Raw genomic sequence first — 19,519 nt, forward strand, 5'->3', positions numbered from 1 at the left:
AGGGAATCCAGAAAGTGCTGTGCCTGTGGCATGCCCATGCGAAAGGATGTGCGCATGATGCGACCCGCGCGTGCGCTGCTCCCCCTTCTCTTGTTGCCCGTTCTCCTTACAGGATGCGACGCGGACAAGAGCGGCGGTACGGCCGCCGACAGCGCCGACCTTGACGCCGCCGCGGGAGACTGGGGGGTCGCGCCGGAACTCGTCTATGTCACCAAGGTCTCCGGCTACACCGTGTTCCAGGAGTCGGTTGGCGAGTACAACGACGAGTTCGTTGCCGCGTATCGGTCCGAGAAGGGTGCCACCAAGTTCGGCCTCTTCGTGGGGCATGGCACGATGACGGCGGAGAGCTGCCCCAAGCAGCCGCTGGGCGAGGTGTCAGAGAAGCAGGTCACCTGTGAGCACGACGGCGACGCCTGGTACCGCAAGGCCGGTGACAGCCACGAATACGCGGTGCCCGACGACGGCGTGGTGATTCGTCTAATCGCTGATGTGGACAAGGTCGACCGCGCAGTTCTGCGTAAGGCAGCCGAGGCGGCCCACCGCCCGGACGACGCCGAATTGGCCGCACTCCTGCCGACCACCAACGGCGCGGACACCTGAGAGTTGTCCGCTTAGGGACCGGCTCGAACTCGTAAAGCGGTGATCGCGACCGCGAGCCCCCTGGGCCGTCCGAGACCGACCAACGCTGACAGTCGGCACCCACAGGTGACCACCCCCACCCCTCTCCGGCCTGGGCTCCCCGAGTTGATCTGCGACACTGGGAGGGTTATGCCTGCACCCGGAGAACTCACTTTCGTAGCCCCCCGCGGAGCCAAGAAGCCGCCGCGGCATCTCGCCGATCTCACTCCTGCCGAGCGCAAGGAGGCCGTAGCCGCTGTCGGGGAGAAGCCGTTTCGTGCCAAGCAGCTCTCGCAGCACTACTTCGCGCGGTACGCGCATGATCCGGAGCAGTGGACCGATATTCCGGCCGGTGCCCGGGGGCGGCTGCAGGAGGCGTTGCTGCCCGAGCTGATGACCGTCGTGCGGCATCTGTCCACCGACCAGGGCACCACCCGCAAGACGCTGTGGCGGCTGTTCGACGGGACGCTCGTCGAGTCCGTGCTGATGCGCTACCCGGACCGGGTGACCATGTGCATCAGCTCGCAGGCCGGATGCGGGATGAACTGCCCGTTCTGCGCGACCGGGCAGGCCGGTCTCGACCGGAATCTGTCCACCGCCGAGATCGTGCACCAGATCGTGGACGGCATGCGGGCCCTGCGGGACGGGGAGGTCCCCGGCGGTCCCGCGCGGCTCAGCAACATCGTCTTCATGGGCATGGGCGAGCCGCTCGCCAACTACAACCGGGTCATCGGATCCATCCGGCGGCTCACCGACCCCGAGCCCGACGGGCTGGGGCTCTCGCAGCGCGGCATCACCGTCTCGACGGTCGGGCTCGTCCCGGCCATCCACCGGTTCTCCGACGAGGGCTTCAAGTGCCGCCTCGCCATCTCGCTGCACGCCCCCGACGACGAGCTGCGCGACACCCTCGTCCCCGTGAACACGCGCTGGAAGGTCCGCGAGGTGCTGGACGCCGGCTTCGAGTACAGCGCCAAGTCCGGGCGGCGGCTGTCCATCGAGTACGCGCTGATCCGGGACATCAACGACCAGGCGTGGCGCGGTGACCGGCTCGGCCGGATGCTCAAGGGCAGGCCGGTGCACGTCAACCTGATCCCGCTGAACCCGACGCCCGGCTCCAAGTGGACCGCCTCACGGCCCGAGGACGAGAAGGCGTTCATGGAGGCCATCGCCGCCCACGGTGTGCCGGTGACGATCCGGGACACCCGTGGTCAGGAGATCGACGGGGCGTGTGGTCAGCTCGCGGCCACCGAACGGTAGTCTGGCCGTCGTAAGCACACCTTCATATTCGACACCTGCATATTCCGACAGGGGAGCGCCACAGCGCTGAGAGTGCGGCACACGGCCGCAGACCCTCCGAACCTGGCCCAGGTCATTCTGGGTAGGGAGATCGGTCACCACTCGAGCTGTTGCGCCCTGCCCGGGACCTCGGAAGTCCCGGGCAGGGCCGCGTCTTCTCCTGGTCACTCCAGGAGGAATTCAGTGAGCATCAACGCAAAGCGGCTGACGGCGGTGGTCGTCGGGCTCGGCATGGTCGGTACTCTCGCCGCGTGCGGGTCGTCCGACAGCGGTCAGGGGTCCGGCGACTCCAAGACCGTGACGCTCGTCAGCCACGACTCGTGGGCCGCGTCCAAGGACGTCATCGCGGCCTTCGAGAAGCAGTCCGGCTACAAGGTCGACGTCCTGAAGGACGGCGACGCCGGGCAGGCCGTCAACAAGGCCATCCTGACCAAGGGCAACCCGCAGGGCGACGTCTTCTTCGGCGTCGACAACACGCTGCTGTCGCGCGCCCTCGACAACGGCCTCTTCCAGCCGTACGAGGCGAAGGGCGCCGACCGGATCAAGGCGGAGTACCGCGTCGACCAGGACAAGCACCGGGTCACGCCCGTGGACACCGGCGACATCTGCGTCAACTACGACAAGAAGTACTTCGCCGACCACAAGATCCAGCCGCCGAAGAGCTTCGACGATCTCGTCAAGCCCGCGTACAAGAACCTGCTCGTCACCGAGAACGCCTCCGCCTCCTCGCCCGGCCTCGGCTTCCTGCTCGGCACCGCCGCGCAGTACGGCGACGACGGGTGGGAGAGCTACTGGAAGAAGCTCAAGGCCAACGGCGTGAAGGTCGTCGACGGCTGGGAGCAGGCCTACAACGAGGAGTTCTCCGGCTCGGCCGGCGGCAAGAAGGCCAAGGGCGACCGTCCGCTCGTCGTGTCGTACGCCTCCTCGCCGCCCGCCGAGGTCGTCTTCGCCGACCCGAAGCCGAGCACGGCACCGACCGGGGTCGCCGAGGGCACCTGCTTCCGGCAGGTCGAGTACGCCGGGCTGCTCAGCAACGCGAAGAACCCCACGGGCGGCAAGGCGTTCCTGGACTTCCTGCTCACGCAGCGGTTCCAGGAGGACATGCCGATGAACATGTTCGTGTACCCGGTGCGCGAGGGCGCCCAGGTGCCGACTGAGTTCGTGAAGTACGGGCCGCAGGCGAAGGACCCGGAGACCATGGACCCGGCGAAGATCGCCGACCACCGTGACCAGTGGGTCAAGTCGTGGACCTCACTCGTACTGAAGTAGCCGCTCGCAGGCGAGGCGCGGCGGCGCGGTTCGGTCTGCTGGCCGTGCCCGTCGCGTTCTTCGCGGTCTTCTTCGCCTACCCCGTCGCCGCGATCGTCGCGCGCGGCCTGAAGACCGACGGGACCTGGCACCTCGGGCGGATCGGGGAGGTGCTGGCGCAGTCCGACGTCCGGCACGTGCTGTGGTTCACCACCTGGCAGGCGTTCGTCTCCACCGCGCTCACGCTGCTCGTCGCGCTCCCCGGCGCCTACGTCTTCGCGCGCTTCGACTTCCCCGGCAAGCAGGTTCTGCGGGCGGTCGTGACCGTCCCGTTCGTGCTGCCGACGGTCGTCGTCGGTACGGCGTTCCTGGCGCTGGTCGGGCGGGGCGGGCTGCTCGACGAACTGTGGGGCGTACGGCTGGACACCACCGTCTGGGCGATCCTGCTCGCGCACGTCTTCTTCAACTACGCGGTCGTCGTCCGTACCGTCGGCGGGCTCTGGGCGCAGCTCGACCCGCGGCAGGAGGAGGCGGCCCGGATGCTCGGCGCGTCCCCGCTGAGGGCCTGGCGGCAGGTCACCCTGCCCGCCCTCGCCCCGGCCGTGGCCGCCGCCGCGCTCATGGTCTTCCTGTTCACCTTCACCTCCTTCGGCGTCGTGCAGATTCTCGGCGGGCCCACCTTCTCCACCCTGGAGGTGGAGATCTACCGGCAGACGTCCGAGATCTTCGACCTGTCCACCGCGGCCGTACTGACCATGATCCAGTTCGTCGCGGTGGGCGCGATCCTCGCGGTGCACGCCTGGACCGTGCGGCGGCGGGAGACCGCGCTGCGGCTGATGGACGCCTCCGCGACCGCGCGCCGGCCGCGCGGCGCGGGGCAGTGGGCGCTGCTGGGCGGGGTGCTCGTCACCGTGGCCGTGCTGCTCGTGCTGCCGCTGGCGGTGCTGGTGCAGCGGTCCCTGGGCCCGCCCGGCTTCGGCTACTACCGGGCGCTGACCCGTGAGGACGGGGGAGTGTTCCTGGTCCCGCCGATCGAGGCGATCGGCAATTCCCTGTCGTACGCCGTCGCCGCCACGCTCATCGCCGTGCTGATCGGCGCTCTGGCCGCCGTCGCGCTCACGCGCCGGGACGCCGGGCGGTTCGTGCGTGGCTTCGACGCGCTGCTGATGCTGCCGCTGGGGGTGTCCGCGGTGACCGTCGGCTTCGGGTTCCTGATCTCTCTCGACGAGCCGCCGCTGGACCTCAGGTCCTCGTGGATCCTGGTGCCGCTCGCGCAGGCGCTGGTCGGGGTGCCGTTCGTGGTGCGGACCATGCTGCCCGTGCTGCGGGCGGTGGACGTGCGGCTGCGCGAGGCGGCCTCGGTGCTCGGGGCCTCGCCCTGGCGGGTGTGGCGGGAGGTGGACCTGCCGATGGTGCGGCGGGCGCTGCTGATCGCGGCCGGGTTCGCCTTCGCCGTGTCCCTGGGGGAGTTCGGCGCGACGGTGTTCATCGCACGTCCCGACCGGCCGACGCTGCCGGTGGCCGTGGCCCGGCTGCTGGGGCGGCCCGGTGACCTCAACTACGGCCAGGCGATGGCCCTTTCGACGATTCTGATGGTGGTGTGCGCCGTGGCCCTGCTGGTGCTGGAGAGGCTCCGCACGGACCGGACGGGGGAGTTCTGATGCTGCTGGCTCTGCGGGGCGCGACGGTCCGTTTCGGCGGGCGGGCGGTGCTTGACGCCGTCGATCTGGAGGTCGCCGAGCACGAGACCGTGTGCGTGCTCGGGCCCAGCGGCAGCGGCAAGTCGACCCTGCTGCGGGCGGTGGCCGGGCTGCAGCCGCTCGACTCCGGGCAGGTGGTGCTCGACGGACGCGACCAGGCGGGCGTGCCCGCGCACAGGCGGGGCGTGGGGCTGATGTTCCAGGACCACCAGCTGTTCCCGCAGCGGGACGTGGGCGGCAACGTGGCCTTCGGGCTGCGGATGCACGGCGAGTCGAAGCGGCGACAGGCCGAGCGGGTGCAGGAGTTGCTGGACCTCGTGGGGCTGCCGGGCGCGGGCCGCCGGGCGATCGCCGCGCTGTCCGGCGGCGAGCAGCAGCGGGTGGCGCTGGCCCGGGCCCTCGCCCCGAGCCCCCGGCTGCTGATGCTGGACGAGCCGCTGGGGCAGCTCGACCGGTCGCTCAGGGAGCGGCTGGTGGTCGAACTGAAGGAGTTGTTCGGCCGGTTGGGCACGACCGTGCTCGCCGTGACACACGACCAGGGGGAGGCCTTCGCGCTGGCCGACCGGGTCGTGGTGATGCGGGACGGGCGGATCGCCCAGTCCGGTACGCCCCTCGAGGTGTGGCAGCGGCCCGCCGACGCGTTCGTCGCCCGCTTCCTCGGCTTCGAGAACGTGGTCGAGGCGACGGTCGGGACGGAGGCCGCGGACACGCCGTGGGGCAAGGTGCCGGTGCCGGAGGATGCCCCGCAGGGCACCCGGACCCTGCTGGTGCGGCCCGCCGGAGTGCGCCTGGTGCCCGCCGACGCGGGTCTGCGCTGCACGGTGACCGCGCGTACCTTCAAGGGCACCCATGTCGCCGTGCGCCTCCAGCCCGAGGACGCCCCGCGCCTGGAGGCGGCGTGTGCGCTGCGGGCGGCACCGGAGGTCGGGGACGAGGTCGGCGTGGAGTTCGACGCGGCCGAAATCGCCGTGCTCGACTGATCGGCGCCCGCTTAGGGTGCGGGACATGACGCTACTCGCACACGACCGCTACTGTGACGAAATCGCCCACCAAGTCGGTCTGTTGAGGTCGGTCGTGACCTCCGGCGCCGAGCTGTCCGGCACCGTGCCCACCTGTCCGGACTGGTCGCTGGAGGACCTGGTCCGGCACATGGGCGGCGCCCTGCGCTGGGTGGAGCTCATGGTGCGGACCCGGGCCCAGGAGGAGGTGCCCGAGGAGCAGGTGCCGGGTGTCGAAGGGCCCGAGGGCCGGGGTGAGGCCGCCGTCCTGGACGCGTGGCTGGCGGAGACCGGCGACCAGGTCGTCGCCGCGCTGCGGGCGGCCGGGCCGGACGCGAAGGTGTGGGGCTGGGCGGGGACCCTCAGCTCCGGGTTCTGGGCCCGCCGGATGACGCACGAGATCACCGTGCACCGCGCCGACGCCACGCTCGCCGCCGGGCTGCCCTACGAGGTCGCGCCCGACGTGGCCGCCGACGCGATCGACGAGTGGCTGCAGATCGTGGCGTACGTGCAGCGCACGGAGCCGCACGACGTGGCGAGCGAACTGCGCGGCGAGGGCCGCAGCATCCACCTGCACGCCACCGACACCGGGGCCGGGCTGAACGCCGAGTGGGTTGTCGAGCTCGCCGAGGACGGTGTCCGCTGGCGCCGGGGACACGAGCAGGCCACGGTCGCCCTGCGCGGGCCGCTCACCTCCGTGCTGCTCGCGTTCTACCGGCGGCTGCCGCTGGACGCCCAGGAGCTGGAGGTGCTGGGGGAGCGGAAGTTGCTGGAGTTCTGGCTGGAGCGGGCGACGTTCGGGTGAGACGGGACGTGGCCCGCCCCCATGGATCGGGGACGGGCCACATCACGGTGTGCGCGGGCGTCAGCTGTCGCTGTTCGCCCCGCGACGGCGCATGCCGAAGAACACCGCACCGCCACCGACGACGACCAGGGCCGCCGCGATGCCGGCGATGATGCCGGTGTTGGAGTCGGCACCGGTCTCGGCGAGGTTGGAGTCACCGGCCGGGGCGGGCGCGTTGGCCGCCGGCGAGGTGCTCTGGCTCTCCGAAGGCTCCGGAGCCGGGGTCCCGGTCTCCTCCGCCGGCTGGGAGGGGGAGGCCGACGGGGTCGGCGTCGCCGGGGGAGTCGAAGCCGGGGGCTCCTCCTCCTTCTTGCAGGCCGTGGCCGGGGTGACGAGGTTGGGCTTGATGTCCTCGTCGACGTACTGAGCGGCCTTGACGTGGATGCGGTACTGGGCGTTCGGCTTCCAGTCGTCGGCGAAGGTGATGGTGGTGCCTTCGCGCGAGCCCTTGACCACCTGCTCGCCCACCTTCTTCGCGTCGGCGCCGTTGTTCTGCAGGTACACGGTGACCGTGGCCGGGATGCCAGCGGGGTCCACGTCGGTGACGGTGATGACGCCCTTGTCGCCGTCGCACTTCGCCTCGGCGGAGAACTCGCTGATGTCGCAGGCGAGCGCGTTGCCGGCGGTGCCGAGCGCGAGCGCGGCCGAGGCGGAGACGACACCGAGGACACGCACGGCACGTGCGCGGCGGGATACGGACAGAACTGCCACGTTTGTCCTTTACAGGATTGCTAATGCGGGGGGCTGAGGCAGTGTTGACTGAACATCAGCACTGCCGGGAGGCTCACAGGTTTATAAGCGCTACATAAGTAGTGTCAACGCATATGCAGCTTGCAAGCACTTGCTTTGCCTTCTTATTAACCTCCGAGACGTTTCAACGCCTCCGGCGCCTCCTCGATCCGCTCCACCAGCGCGATCCGCGCCTCCATCGAACGCCCCCCGGCCAGCGACCGGAGCAGCGGCCATGCGGGCAGCTTCTCCGTCCAGTGCACGCGGTTCACCAGCACCATCGGCGTCGGCTCGCCGCGCGACTGGTAGTAGTTGGGCGTCGCGTTGTCGAAGATCTCCTGTACGGTCCCGGCGGCGCCCGGCAGGAACACCACGCCCGCGTTGGACCGGGCCAGCAGGCCGTCCTCGCGGGTGGCGTTGGCGAAGTACTTGGCGATGTGGGAGGCGAAGGCGTTCGGCGGCTCGTGGCCGTAGAACCAGGTCGGGATGCCCACCGAACGGCCGCCCTGCGGCCAGCGGGTGCGAATCTCGAAGGCGGCCGACGCCCACTGGGTGATCGACGGAGTGAAGTGCGGTGCCTTGCCGAGAAGTCCGAGCGACTCGGTGAGCATCTCGTCGCCGAAGGGGGCGGCGTACGCGCCGAGGTTCGCGGCCTCCATCGCGCCCGGGCCGCCACCGGTGGCGACCGTGAACCCGGCCCGGGTCAGCTCCCGTCCGAGGCGTGCGGCGCCGGCGTACTCCTCGGTGCCGCGGGCCATCGCGTGGCCGCCCATGACGCCCACGATCCGGGCACCGGACAGCAGTTCGTCGAGCGCGTCCGAGACGGAGTCGTCGTGGACCGCGCGGAGCATGGACGCGTGGATGTCGCGGTCCGCCTTCGTGCGCTGGAACCAGGCGTAGGCGAGGGCGTCGGGCGTGGCCTCGTAGCCGTCGGCCAGCGACGCGAAGAGTTCGTCCGGTGAGTAGACCAGGCCGCGGTACGGGTCGAACGGCAGGCCCGGGACCGGGGGGAAGACCAGGGCGCCGTCGCCGCGGATCTTCGCGGCCGCGTCCTCGCGCATCGCGCAGCCGAGGAAGACCGCGCCCGCCGTGTCCGTGGTGAGCAGTTCGCGCGTACGATCCGTCAGATCGACGGCCTGGACGCGGTATCCGGCGAGTGTGCCGCGCGCGGAGACGGTCGCGTCGAACTCCTCGAGGGTCTCTATCTCACGGTCGTCATGGTGGGCCGCATGGGCGGGCATCGTCTGCACCCGCCCATGCTGGCACAGCGCATCTCAGCCCTCGACGGCCGTCGGGTCCATCCACACGACCTCGAAGGTGTGGCCGTCCACGTCGTCGAAGGCGCGGCCGTACATGAAGCCGTGGTCCTGGGTCTCGCCCGAGACGGAACCGCCCGCCGCGACCGCCTTCTCGACCAGCTCGTCGACCTTCTCGCGGCTCTCGGCGCTCAGCGCGAGCAGCGCCTCGCTGGTCTTCGTCGAGTCCGCGATCTCCTTCTTCGTGAACTGGGAGTACTTCTCCTTGGTGTGCACCATCACCACGATGGTCTCGCTGATCACGACGGAGGCGGTGGTGTCGTCGCTGAACTGCTCGTTGATCGTGAAGCCGAGCTCCGTGAAGAACTTCTTCGAGGCGTCCAGGTCGCCGGTGCACAGGTTCACGAAGATCATCTGCTGGTACATGCGAGGTCTCTCCCATCAAGTCCGTGTCGTTACGCGGGGATAGACCGGGCGCCGGTCCGGAACTCATCGCGGATCGGAGATTTTTTTCGTACGAGTTCTCCGGCGAAGGCCGTGGGGCTCAGCGCGCCAGGGGGAGCGCCGCCAGTTCCGCGACCGTCAGGGTGAGCGGACCGAACAGGGCGAGCAGCGCGCCCGCGCGCAGGGCGGCGGCGCCGCGCAGCATCGTGGCGGGGGCGCCGAGCCGCAACAGTGCGGCGGTGGTTCCGGCGCGGGCCTGCCGGGCCTCGACGGCGGCCGTGAGGAGCGTCGCCACGGTGCAGCCGGCCACGAGGAGCACGCCGAGGGTGGTGAGCGGGCCGAGCGAGAGCCCGTCCGGGGCGTGCAGCAGCGCCATGGCCCACGCGGCGGACAGGACCGCGCAGACGACGCCGAGGGGGCGTCCGATGCGCATGGCCTCCGCCATGAGGATGCGGCCGGCCAGGAGCCGCAGGGCACCGGGGCGGGCCGACTGGAGCAGCCGTCCGCACAGATGGGTCAGGCCCGGACCGGCCAGGGCCAGCCCGACGGCGGCCAGCGCCCAGCCCGCCATCACGCCGGGGGAGGCGCCGGAGAAGGAGAGGTCGGGGGGCGTGGGGGCGGTGCGGCTCGTGTAGCTCTCCACGGCGAGGCCCGCGGCCAGCACGGTGATGCCCCAGGGGAGACCGGAGGGGGCGGCGGTGCTGTCCGGCAGGGTCGCGTCGGGGGCGGTGGCACCGTCGGCGTCGTCGGGCGCCGCGGCGTGCGGGCCCGGGTGCCGTGTCAGGGCCCCGGCGGGGCTGATGGCACCGGCGGCGTCCGGCGTCGCGGCGCGCGGGCTGAGCCACTGGGCGGGATCGCCGGCCGGGGCGCTCGCATCCGCCGCTTCCGGTCGGGCCGGGTGCGGGGCGGTCGCATGAGCCGGGTCATCGAGCGGGTGGCCGGGCAGCTGGGCCGGGGGGTCCGCGACCGCGCTCACCGTCCCGCCGGGGGCCGCGACCGCCGCCGCCGACCCGCTCGTCCGGGCCGCCGGCGGGCCGCTCTTCGCGGCGGGCTCGGCGGTGCCGCCGTTCGTGGGCCGGGTGATCTGCCGGCCGAACCGGCCGTACGCCCCGAAGGTCTCGCGGGTGCTGGTGCGCCGGTAGGCGCCGAAGCGGCCGTACATCCGGGCCGCCCGGGGCCCGGTCGGCTGCGCCTCACGCGGTCGCAGGGCCAGCGCCACCGCCACCGACGCGCCGACGGGCACGAAGGCCAGCAGCGTCAGGGCGCCCGGCAGCGGCAGGGGCCGGCCCGCGGCGAGGGACTCGGCGGCGGCGCCGTCGAAGGGCATGCCCGTCAGGTCGCCCCGCAGGTGCAGGAAGACGAGCAGGGCCAGCATCGAGCCGAGCGTGCAGGACAGGGCCGTCGTCGTCGCCGAGAGGGCCATCATGCGCACCGGGCCGAGGCCGATCGCCGAGAGGCCCGTGCGGGGCTTGGTGCCGGGGTCGGTACGGGCCACCGCGACCGCGAAGTACACCGTGGCGGCCAGCGGGGCGGCGCACCAGGCCAGCCGCAGCACGGCGGAGCCGGTGGAGCCGGGGTGGCCCATCGCGTAGCCGAGGGCGCAGAGCAGCAGGAGACCTGTGCCCGCCGAGGCGGCCGCGACCAGGAGGCGGCGCAGCTGGACGGCGGGGTGGGCGCCGCGGGTCAGACGGAGAGCGAGCACGCTGCCCGGCCTTCCGGCTCGGCGTTCTCGCTGACCGGCGGCAGGTGCACCGTCTGCACGCGCCGCCCGTCGAGCAGGGACACCGTGCGGTCGGCGAGGGCCGCGGTCTCGGCGTCGTGGGTGGCCAGGACGACGGTGATGCGGTGGGAGCGGGCCGCCGTGGTGAGGGTGCGCAGCACATGGGCGCGGTCGGCGCGGTGCAGGGGCGCCGTGGGCTCGTCGGCGAACAGGACCGACGGCGCGGGGGCGAGGGCGCGGGCGATGCAGACCCGCTGACGCTCGGCCTGCACCAGCTGGTGCGGGCGTTTGCGGGCGCTGTCGCCGATGTCCAGGCGCTCCAGCCACTCCAGGGCCGTGGTCTTGGCGCGGCGCCGGCTGGTGCCGCGCAGCATCAGCGGCAGCGCGGCGTTCTCCCAGGCGTTGAGCTCAGGCACCAGGGAGGGGGCCGGGTCGATCCAGCCGAAGCGGTCGCGGCGCAGCCGCTCGCGGGTGAGGGGGCCCATGGTGTGCACGGGCACGCTGTTGAACCAGACCTCGCCGCGCCGGACGGGCACCAGGCCGGACAGGCACCGCAGCAGGGTCGTCTTGCCGCTGCCGCGCGGTCCGCTCAGGGCGAGGATCTCGCCCTCGCGCACGCCGAGCGAGACGCCGCAGAGCGCGGGCGAGCCGTCGTCGTGCTGGAAGTGCAGGGCGCGTGCCCAGAGCACGTCGTTGTCCGGCGGGGCCTCCATGCGCGTACACCTCGGTTCAGATCCGTAGTTCCCGTGTCCATCCCCCGTGCGGGGGAACGAAGGCAGGGCCGATCGGTCACTGGGCACGCTAGGCAGAAGGCGGCGGGACGCCGGACAGCACGCGGCCCCGGGCCGCCGTTTCTCACTCGAACGGGCGGCACCGGGGCCGGTGTTGATCATCCAGGCAGACGATCGGAGCGACGGCCGGTCAGAGCTTGGTCCACGCCTCCGACAGGGTGGCGCGCAGGATCTGCTCGATCTCGTCGAACGTCGACTGGTCCGAGATCAGCGGCGGGGCGAGCTGGACGACCGGGTCGCCGCGGTCGTCGGCGCGGCAGTACAGGCCGTTGTCGTACAGCGCCTTGGAGAGGAACCCGTACAGGACGCGCTCGGTCTCCTCGTCGTTGAAGGACTCCTTGGTGTGCTTGTCCTTGACCAGCTCGATGCCGTAGAAGAAGCCGTTGCCGCGGACGTCGCCGACGATCGGCAGGTCGTGGAGCTTCTCCAGGGTGGCGCGGAAGTTGCCCTCGTTGTCCAGGACGTGCTGGTTGAGGTTCTCGCGCTCGAACAGGTCGAGGTTGGCCAGGCCCACGGCCGCGGAGACCGGGTGGCCGCCGAAGGTGTAGCCGTGCAGGAAGGTGTTGTCGCCCTTGTAGAACGGCTCGGCCAGGCGGTCGGAGATGATGCAGGCGCCGATCGGGGAGTAGCCCGAGGTCATGCCCTTGGCGCAGGTGATCATGTCCGGCACGTAGTCGAACTTGTCGCAGGCGAAGTACGTGCCCAGCCGGCCGAAGGCGCAGATGACCTCGTCCGACACGAGCAGCACGTCGTATCGGTCGCAGATCTCGCGGACCCGCTGGAAGTAGCCGGGCGGCGGCGGGAAGCAGCCGCCTGCGTTCTGCACCGGCTCCAGGAAGACCGCGGCGACCGTGTCCGCGCCCTCGAAGAGGATCTGCTGCTCGATCTGGTCGGCGGCCCAGCGGCCGTAGGCCTCCGGGTCGTCGCCGTGGATCGGGGCGCGGTAGATGTTGGTGTTCGGGACCTTGTGCGCGCCCGGGACCAACGGCTCGAAGGGGGCCTTCAGAGCCGGCAGGCCGGTGATGGACAGGGCGCCCTGCGGGGTGCCGTGGTAGGCGACCGCACGGGAGATGACCTTGTGCTTGGTGGGCTTGCCGACCAGCTTGAAGTACTGCTTGGCGAGCTTCCAGGCGGTCTCGACCGCCTCACCGCCGCCGGTGGTGAAGAAGACCTTGTTCAGGTCGCCCGGCGCGTGCCCGGCGAGACGCTCGGCCAGCTCGACGGCCTTGGGGTGGGCGTAGGACCACACCGGGAAGAACGCGAGCTCCTGCGCCTGCTTGAAGGCGGTCTCGGCGAGCTCGACCCGGCCGTGTCCGGCCTGCACCACGAAGAGGCCGGCGAGGCCGTCCAGGTAGCGCTTGCCCTTGTCGTCGTAGATGTACGTGCCCTCGCCCCGGACGATGGTGGGGACGGGGGCGTTCTCGTACGACGACATGCGCGTGAAGTGCATCCACAGGTGGTCGTACGCGGTCTGGGAGAGGTCCTTGCTCACGGCTATCGGGTCCTCACGGTTATCGGGTTCCCCACATGTAGGTCTGCTTCTTGAGCTTGAGGTAGACGAAGCTCTCGGTGGAGCGCACTCCGGGTACGGCCCGGATGCGTTTGTTGATGACGTCCAGAAGGTGGTCGTCGTCCTCGCAGACGATCTCCACCATCAGGTCGAAGGAGCCCGCGGTCATCACCACGTACTCGCATTCGGACATGGCCGACAGCGCGTCGGCGACCGACTCCACGTCGCCCTCCACGTTGACGCCGACCATCGCCTGTCTGCGGAAGCCCACGGTGAGCGGGTCCGTGACGGCGACGATCTGCATCACGCCCTGGTCGAGCAGCTTCTGGACGCGCTGGCGCACGGCCGCCTCCGACAGGCCCACGGCCTTGCCGATGGCGGCGTACGGCCGGCGGCCGTCCTCCTGGAGCTGCTCGATGATGGCGAGGGAGACGGCGTCCAGCTGAGGCGAGCTGCCGTTCCTGGACTCGCGGGAGGGCTCGCGGGGCTCCCGCGACCCCTTCTGGTCTGCGCTTCGACTGGCCACGAGGTCACTGTGCACGAGGTCTCGACACTTCCGCAAGCCACGATCAATGAAATCCGTTGTTTAAGTCCCCGAGTCCTGCGGATTCCGCACGATCGAAGGGAGCGGGGGTGTTGAAAACGTGGGTCGGCCGACTAGGGTGGGTGTCTCAAGTACTGGACATCCGAACTGGAGGGCCGGCAGTGAGCACCGAGCTGCGTCGTCTGCGCAACTACATCGGCGGTGAGTTCCGGGACGCCGCCGACGGACGGACCACCGAGGTGGTCAATCCCGCGACGGGCGAGGCGTACGCGACCGCTCCGCTGTCCGGGCAGGCGGACGTGGACGCCGCGATGGCGGCGGCCGCCGAGGCCTTTCCCGGCTGGCGTGACACCACGCCCGCCGAGCGCCAGAAGGCCCTGCTGAAGATCGCGGACGCCTTCGAGGAGCGCGCCGAGGAGCTGATCGCGGCCGAGGTGGAGAACACGGGCAAGCCGGTCGGGCTGACCCGCTCCGAGGAGATCCCGCCGATGGTCGACCAGATCCGCTTCTTCGCGGGTGCGGCGCGGATGCTCGAGGGCCGCTCGGCCGGCGAGTACATGGAGGGCCTCACCTCCATCGTGCGCCGCGAGCCGGTCGGCGTCTGCGCGCAGGTCGCGCCGTGGAACTACCCGATGATGATGGCCGTGTGGAAGTTCGCCCCGGCGATCGCGGCGGGCAACACCGTCGTGCTGAAGCCGTCCGACACCACCCCGGCCTCGACGGTCCTCATCGCCGAGATCATCGGTTCGATCGTCCCCAAGGGCGTCTTCAACGTCATCTGCGGCGACCGCGAGACCGGCCGCCTGATGGTCGAGCACGAGACCCCGGCGATGGCCTCCATCACCGGTTCCGTGCGGGCCGGCATCCAGGTCGCGGAGTCCGCCTCCAAGGACGTCAAGCGCGTCCACCTGGAGCTGGGCGGCAAGGCCCCGGTCGTGGTCTTCGAGGACACCGACATCGCCAAGGCCGTCGAGGGCATCTCGGTCGCGGGCTACTTCAACGCCGGCCAGGACTGCACGGCCGCCACGCGCGTGCTCGTCCACGAGTCCATCCACGACGAGTTCGTCTCCGCGCTCGCGAAGGCCGCCTCCGAGACGAAGACCGGGCAGCCGGACGACGAGGACGTGCTGTTCGGCCCGCTCAACAACCCCAACCAGCTCAAGCAGGTCGAGGGCTTCATCGACCGGCTGCCCGCGCACGCGCGCGTGGAGGCCGGCGGCAAGCGGGTCGGCGACAAGGGCTACTTCTACGCGCCGACCGTCGTCTCGGGCCTGAAGCAGACCGACGAGATCATCCAGAAGGAGGTCTTCGGCCCGGTCATCACCGTGCAGTCATTCTCCGGCGAGGAGCAGGCGGTGGAGTGGGCCAACGGCGTCGAGTACGCGCTGGCCTCCTCCGTGTGGACCAAGGATCACGGCCGCGCCATGCGGATGTCCAAGAAGCTCGACTTCGGCTGCGTGTGGATCAACACCCACATCCCGCTGGTCGCCGAGATGCCGCACGGCGGCTTCAAGAAGTCCGGCTACGGCAAGGACCTCTCGGGGTACGGCTTCGACGACTACACGCGGATCAAGCACGTGATGACGTCGCTGGACGCGTAGTCACGCGGTTCTGACCTCACGGCCCCGGGCGGCACTCTGCCTCGCCCGGGGCCGTTCCGCTGCCCGCGGAAACTGTTTTTGAACATGTTCAACATGGGCGTAGAGTGCCGCCATGAGCGACAGAGCCGCCCTCGTGAAGGGCATCCGCGCCTGGCTGGTCTTCTTCGTCGTGTGCCTGGTGCTGAGCGGCGCCACGGCCTTTCCCCTGGTGCATGAGCTGCGCTGGACCGAGGACCTGTTGCGCGCGCTGTCCGTCGGCGAGTACCTGCCCGGCCTGACGGACTGGATCGCGCGCGTCCGGACCGGTCTCGACCGGGCCGACGCCGACTACCCCTTCCTCCTCTACGGCACGGACTGGCTGGCCTTCGCGCACCTGGTGATCGCGGTCGCCTTCTACGGGCCCTACCGTGACCCGGTCCGCAACATCTGGGTCGTCGAGTTCGCGATGATCGCCTGTGCGGGCATCGTGCCGCTCGCCCTGATCTGCGGACCGATCCGCCAGATCCCCTTCTGGTGGTCGGTGATCGACATGGCCTTCGGGGTGTTCGGGGTGATCCCGCTGTATGTCGTACGGCAGCGGATCAAGCGGCTGGAGGCGCTGACCGCGCCGGTGGCCACCCCGGTGCTCAGCGGCTGAGAAAAACCGTTATCCCGGAAACCTTCACGCCGTCTCCCCGCATGTGATCCCCCACATAGCCAAGACCCCCGGGCCGCCTGAGAAGGTGCGTGCGGAAAAGTACCGATCCCAGCCGGCGAGGGGCCCCGTGGACAGTGAGAACTGGCGCGCCGTCATCACGGCCGCACAGGCCGGCGACCGGCGGGCGCTGGACGAGCTGGTCGCGGGCTGGCTGCCGCTGGTCTACAACATCGTGGGCCGGGCCCTGAACGGGCACGCCGACGTCGACGACGTCGTCCAGGAGACCATGCTGCGCGCGGTCGACAACCTCGGCTCGCTGCGCGACCCGGACAGCTTCCGGTCCTGGCTGGTGGCGATCGCCATGCGGCAGATCCGCGACCGGGCCCGGCGGCGGACCCCGGACCGGCTGGAGGAGGCAGCGGCCTCCGACTTCGCCGAACTGACCGTGCTGCGGCTCCAGCTGGAGGGCCAGCGGCGCGAGGTCGCCGAGGCGGTGCGGTGGCTCGACGACGACGACCGGCAGCTGCTGTCGCTGTGGTGGCTGGAGGTCGCGGGCGAACTGACCCGGCGCGAGCTGGCCGCCGCCGTGGGCATCACCCGGCAGCACGCCGCGGTGCGCGTCCAGCGGATGAAGGAGCGCCTGGAGACCTCGCGCGGCATCGTCCGCGCCCTGGACGGCGCCTGCCCCGACCTGCGCGAGGTGACCGGCCGCTGGAACGGCCGGCCCGACTCGGTGTGGCGCAAGCGGCTGGCCCGGCACGTCCGCGGCTGCGGCTACTGCGGCGACACCCGCGAGGCGGTCGTCCCTGCCGAACGCCTCCTGGTCGGCATCGCCCTCGTCCCGCTGCCCGTCGGCTTCACCCTGTCGCTCGCCTTCGGCGGCAAGACCGCGGTGGCGGCCACCTCCGCCGGCTGGTCCGCCAAGCTGCTCGGCGCGCTCACCAAGCCGGCCGTCGCGATGACGGCGGGCGCGACGATCCTCGCGGGCGGCGCCTACGTCGTCACCCAGCCGCCGGACGCCCCGCCGCCCCGGGCCGCGATCACCCCCACGGCAACGGCCACCTCCGCCCCGCCGCGCTCCTCCGCCCCGGTCGCCCCCACCCCCAAGTCCTCGCCCTCGGCGACGAAGAAGACCGACCCGTACGGCACGGTCGTCGACGCCGTCGACCGCGCTCCCGACCCGAACGCCCGGCCCGCCGCCCTGCCGCGCCGCCCCGAGTCCGGCATCACCAGCACCGGCGGCCCGAAGGCCGTCATGCAGCACCGCGGCGACAGCGTGACCCTCACCGGGCAGGGCTACGTCCTGGTCCGCTGGCAGATCTCGCCCAAGTCCCGGCCCGGCGCGCTGGTCATGCCCTCCTGGACCGGCCTGAAGGGCAGGCTGTTCCACGTGGCGTCCGGCGGCTCGCGCCGGATGGACGACCCGCTGCCCGGCGCCCCGAACGGCTACGCCACCGGCATGGGCGGCCCCGACATCGGCTACGCCGTCCTGCCGCCCGGCACCCAGCAGATGTGGCAGAACGAGTACTTCTACCTCGACGGCACCGTCACCCTCACCCAGAACGAACGGGGCTGCGACTACGGCCTCATCGTCTTCCCGTCGAACCGGGACGCCGTGGAGAAGGACGTCGGCGAGGGCCCCGCCCAGGGCGCCATCCGCTACGGACTCGTCCGCGACACCGGCACGGACAGCGCGCCGGTGCCGCAGTACGTCACGCGCTCGACCCCGGCCGATCCTGCGACGGTGCCGCAGCGCTCGCGCGTGTAGCGCACAGCACGTCGACGCGGTTCGTCGTGATCGAGTCCACGCCCGCCTGAAGCAGCCGTCGCATGGAGCGGCGGGTGTCGGGGGTCCAGACGGACAGCAGGCAGCCGTCGCCGTGCACGCGCTCGGCGAGAGGGCGGTCCACCAGCGAGAAGCGGTAGTTGAGCCAGCGCGGGCGGATCGCCTCCAGCAGCACGGGCCGGGGCGGGGCCAGGGTCGTCCAGGTGAGGGCGATCTCGGCGTCCGCGTCGGCCGCGCGCACGGCGAGCATGGCGTCGGCGCCCGCACAGTAGTAGACGCGGTCCGCCGCCCCGGCCTCCTCCACGACGCCCATGATCCGGCGCACCGCCCGCACCTCGGGCGACCCGGGCAGGTCGATCATCACCCGGTGCCCGGCGGTCGCGGTCAGTGCCTCGGCCAAGGGGGGCACCCCGCCGCCGGTCAGTCCGCGCACTTCCTCGAAGGACAGCGCGAGCAGCGGCCGCTCGTGCTCCCAGAGCCGTTTCAGCGTCGCGTCGTGCAGCAGCACCGGCACACCGTCCCGGGTGAGCCGTACGTCGATCTCCACCGCGTCCGCGCCTCGGCGCAGCGCGGAACGCAGCGAGGCGACGGTGTTCTCACGGACGCGGTAGGGGTCGCCCCGGTGGGCCACGGCGACCGGGGCGGGCGTCACCGGGAGAGCCACTGCGCGGTGTACGTGTCGATCTCGTCCGTGATCCGGGCCTTGCCCCCCGCCTCCAGGAAGGACGCCTCGACGGCGTTCTTCGCCAGCTCGGCCAGGCCGCGCTCGTCGAGGTCCAGCAGTCGGGCGGCGACCGCGTACTCGTTGTCGAGGTCGGTGCCGAACATCGGCGGGTCGTCGGAGTTGATCGTGACGAGGACCCCGGCCCGCACGAACTCCTTGATCGGGTGCTCGTCGAGGGTGCGGACCGCGCGGGTGGCGATGTTCGAGGTCGGGCACACCTCCAGCGGGATCCGGTGCTCGGCGAGGTGCGCGAGCAGCTTCGGGTCCTGCGCGGAGCTGGTGCCGTGCCCGATGCGCTCGGCCCGCAGGTGGGTCAGCGCGTCCCACACCGTCTGCGGGCCGGTCGTCTCGCCGGCGTGCGGGACGGAGTGCAGCCCGGCGGCGATCGCCCGGTCGAAGTACGGCTTGAACTGCGGCCGCTCCACGCCGACCTCGGGCCCGCCGAGACCGAAGGAGACCAGGCCCTCGGGGCGCAGCCGGTCGTCGGTGGCGAGCCGGGTCGTCTCCTCGGCGGCCTGCAGACCCGCCTCGCCGGGGATGTCGAAGCACCAGCGCAGCACGGTCCCGAACTCGGCCTCGGCGGCCTTGCGGGCGTCCTCGATCGCGTCCATGAAGGCGCGCTCGTCGATGCCGCGGCGGGTGGACGAGAAGGGAGTGATGGTCAGCTCGGCGTACCGCACCTGCTGCCGGGCCAGGTCCCGGGCCACCTCGTACGTCAGCAGCCGGACGTCCTCCGGGGTGCGGATCAGGTCGACGACCGACAGGTACACGTCGATGAAGTGCGCGAAGTCGGTGAACGTGAAGTAGTCGGCCAGCGCCTCGGGGTCGGTCGGCACCTTCGAGTCGGGGTGCCGCGCGGCCAGTTCGGAGACGATCCGGGGGGAGGCGGAGCCCACGTGGTGCACATGCAGTTCGGCCTTGGGCAGGTTCGCGATGAACGCCGTGAGGTCGCGCGGGGCGCGCGGGTCGACGAGATGCTGGGTCAAGGTTCCTCCCCGGAACGGCGCCTCGGCCTGCACAGGGCGGGCGGGCGCGGGTGATCGGCTGATCGATGACTCGGATTCATCGTATGC

18 protein-coding genes and 1 riboswitch are annotated in these 19,519 nt (G+C 71.3%); of the genes, 9 read left to right on the forward strand and 9 right to left on the reverse strand.

Translation table 11 applies throughout. The annotated features are described in order from the left end of the window. Positions 1 to 54 precede the first annotated feature (54 nt). The 6 genes from CEB94_RS29165 to CEB94_RS29190 all read left to right on the forward strand — a co-directional run bounded on the left by CEB94_RS29165 (position 55) and on the right by CEB94_RS29190 (position 6,665). Entirely contained in the window at positions 55 to 600 is a 546-nt protein-coding gene (locus CEB94_RS29165; RefSeq protein ID WP_175435000.1) for a hypothetical protein, read from the forward strand. A gap of 168 nt (positions 601 to 768) precedes the next feature. Beyond that, positions 769 to 1,875 (forward strand): dual-specificity RNA methyltransferase RlmN, encoded by a 1,107-nt coding sequence (gene rlmN, locus CEB94_RS29170; RefSeq protein WP_175435001.1) that lies wholly within the window; start codon positions 769 to 771, stop codon positions 1,873 to 1,875. A 39-nt stretch (positions 1,876 to 1,914) separates the two neighbouring features. Continuing rightward, positions 1,915 to 2,021, forward strand: a riboswitch (TPP riboswitch). 124 nt (positions 2,022 to 2,145) lie between these two features. Then, positions 2,146 to 3,183, forward strand: a complete 1,038-nt coding sequence (locus CEB94_RS29175) for a thiamine ABC transporter substrate-binding protein (protein WP_425472554.1) — start codon at positions 2,146 to 2,148, stop codon at positions 3,181 to 3,183. A 38-nt stretch (positions 3,184 to 3,221) separates the two neighbouring features. Beyond that, entirely contained in the window at positions 3,222 to 4,823 is a 1,602-nt protein-coding gene (locus tag CEB94_RS29180) for an ABC transporter permease (RefSeq protein WP_175437207.1), read from the forward strand. Further along, entirely contained in the window at positions 4,823 to 5,842 is a 1,020-nt protein-coding gene (locus CEB94_RS29185) for an ABC transporter ATP-binding protein (RefSeq protein WP_175435003.1), read from the forward strand. Before CEB94_RS29180 ends, CEB94_RS29185 begins: the two co-directional genes overlap by 1 nt. A 25-nt stretch (positions 5,843 to 5,867) precedes the next feature. Continuing rightward, a complete protein-coding gene (locus tag CEB94_RS29190; RefSeq protein WP_175435004.1) occupies positions 5,868 to 6,665 on the forward strand; it encodes a maleylpyruvate isomerase family mycothiol-dependent enzyme in 798 nt (265 codons plus the stop codon). A 60-nt stretch (positions 6,666 to 6,725) separates the two neighbouring features. Here the strand turns inward: CEB94_RS29190 and CEB94_RS29195 are convergent, their stop codons facing one another. From CEB94_RS29195 to CEB94_RS29225, 7 genes are all read right to left on the reverse strand, one after another. Continuing rightward, positions 6,726 to 7,415, reverse strand: coding sequence for an LAETG motif-containing sortase-dependent surface protein (locus CEB94_RS29195; RefSeq protein WP_175435005.1), 690 nt, complete (start codon positions 7,413 to 7,415; stop codon positions 6,726 to 6,728). A 146-nt stretch (positions 7,416 to 7,561) separates the two neighbouring features. After that, on the reverse strand, positions 7,562 to 8,683 hold the full coding sequence (locus CEB94_RS29200; protein WP_175435006.1) for an LOG family protein: 1,122 nt from the start codon (positions 8,681 to 8,683) through the stop codon (positions 7,562 to 7,564). A gap of 24 nt (positions 8,684 to 8,707) precedes the next feature. Continuing rightward, a complete protein-coding gene (locus CEB94_RS29205) occupies positions 8,708 to 9,115 on the reverse strand; it encodes a VOC family protein (protein WP_175435007.1) in 408 nt (135 codons plus the stop codon). Between the two features lie 118 nt (positions 9,116 to 9,233). Continuing rightward, positions 9,234 to 10,835, reverse strand: a complete 1,602-nt coding sequence (locus CEB94_RS29210; RefSeq protein WP_175435008.1) for a hypothetical protein — start codon at positions 10,833 to 10,835, stop codon at positions 9,234 to 9,236. Then, the gene (locus CEB94_RS29215; protein WP_175435009.1) at positions 10,817 to 11,566 is read right to left on the reverse strand and encodes an ABC transporter ATP-binding protein; all 750 of its coding nucleotides are present in this window, start codon (positions 11,564 to 11,566) and stop codon (positions 10,817 to 10,819) included. The genes CEB94_RS29210 and CEB94_RS29215 overlap by 19 nt, the downstream gene beginning before the upstream one ends. Positions 11,567 to 11,774: 208 nt before the next feature. After that, complete coding sequence (locus CEB94_RS29220; RefSeq protein WP_175437208.1) at positions 11,775 to 13,142, reverse strand: aspartate aminotransferase family protein; 1,368 nt, start codon at positions 13,140 to 13,142, stop codon at positions 11,775 to 11,777. Between the two features lie 13 nt (positions 13,143 to 13,155). Further along, complete coding sequence (locus CEB94_RS29225) at positions 13,156 to 13,695, reverse strand: Lrp/AsnC family transcriptional regulator (protein WP_175435010.1); 540 nt, start codon at positions 13,693 to 13,695, stop codon at positions 13,156 to 13,158. A 164-nt stretch (positions 13,696 to 13,859) separates the two neighbouring features. Here CEB94_RS29225 and CEB94_RS29230 point away from each other — a divergent pair, with 164 nt between their 5' ends. The 3 genes from CEB94_RS29230 (at position 13,860) to CEB94_RS29240 (ending at position 17,704) form a co-directional block, all read left to right on the forward strand. Beyond that, positions 13,860 to 15,299, forward strand: coding sequence for a gamma-aminobutyraldehyde dehydrogenase (locus CEB94_RS29230; RefSeq protein ID WP_175435011.1), 1,440 nt, complete (start codon positions 13,860 to 13,862; stop codon positions 15,297 to 15,299). Between the two features lie 112 nt (positions 15,300 to 15,411). Further along, on the forward strand, positions 15,412 to 15,936 hold the full coding sequence (locus CEB94_RS29235; protein ID WP_175435012.1) for a hypothetical protein: 525 nt from the start codon (positions 15,412 to 15,414) through the stop codon (positions 15,934 to 15,936). 127 nt (positions 15,937 to 16,063) lie between these two features. Beyond that, the gene (locus CEB94_RS29240) at positions 16,064 to 17,704 is read left to right on the forward strand and encodes an RNA polymerase sigma factor (protein ID WP_175435013.1); all 1,641 of its coding nucleotides are present in this window, start codon (positions 16,064 to 16,066) and stop codon (positions 17,702 to 17,704) included. Here CEB94_RS29240 and CEB94_RS29245 read toward each other — a convergent pair. Both CEB94_RS29245 and CEB94_RS29250 read right to left on the reverse strand, forming a co-directional pair. Next, positions 17,649 to 18,374: a glycerophosphodiester phosphodiesterase gene (locus tag CEB94_RS29245; RefSeq protein WP_246111945.1), complete on the reverse strand. Its 726-nt coding sequence runs from the start codon at positions 18,372 to 18,374 to the stop codon at positions 17,649 to 17,651. The two genes, CEB94_RS29240 and CEB94_RS29245, sit on opposite strands and share 56 nt — an antisense overlap. Continuing rightward, positions 18,371 to 19,432, reverse strand: coding sequence for an adenosine deaminase (locus CEB94_RS29250; protein WP_175435014.1), 1,062 nt, complete (start codon positions 19,430 to 19,432; stop codon positions 18,371 to 18,373). The genes CEB94_RS29245 and CEB94_RS29250 overlap by 4 nt, the downstream gene beginning before the upstream one ends. Positions 19,433 to 19,519: the final 87 nt, after the last annotated feature.

It is taken from the genome of Streptomyces hawaiiensis, assembly GCF_004803895.1.
In the GTDB taxonomy this organism is placed as follows: Bacteria; Actinomycetota; Actinomycetes; order Streptomycetales; family Streptomycetaceae; genus Streptomyces; species Streptomyces hawaiiensis.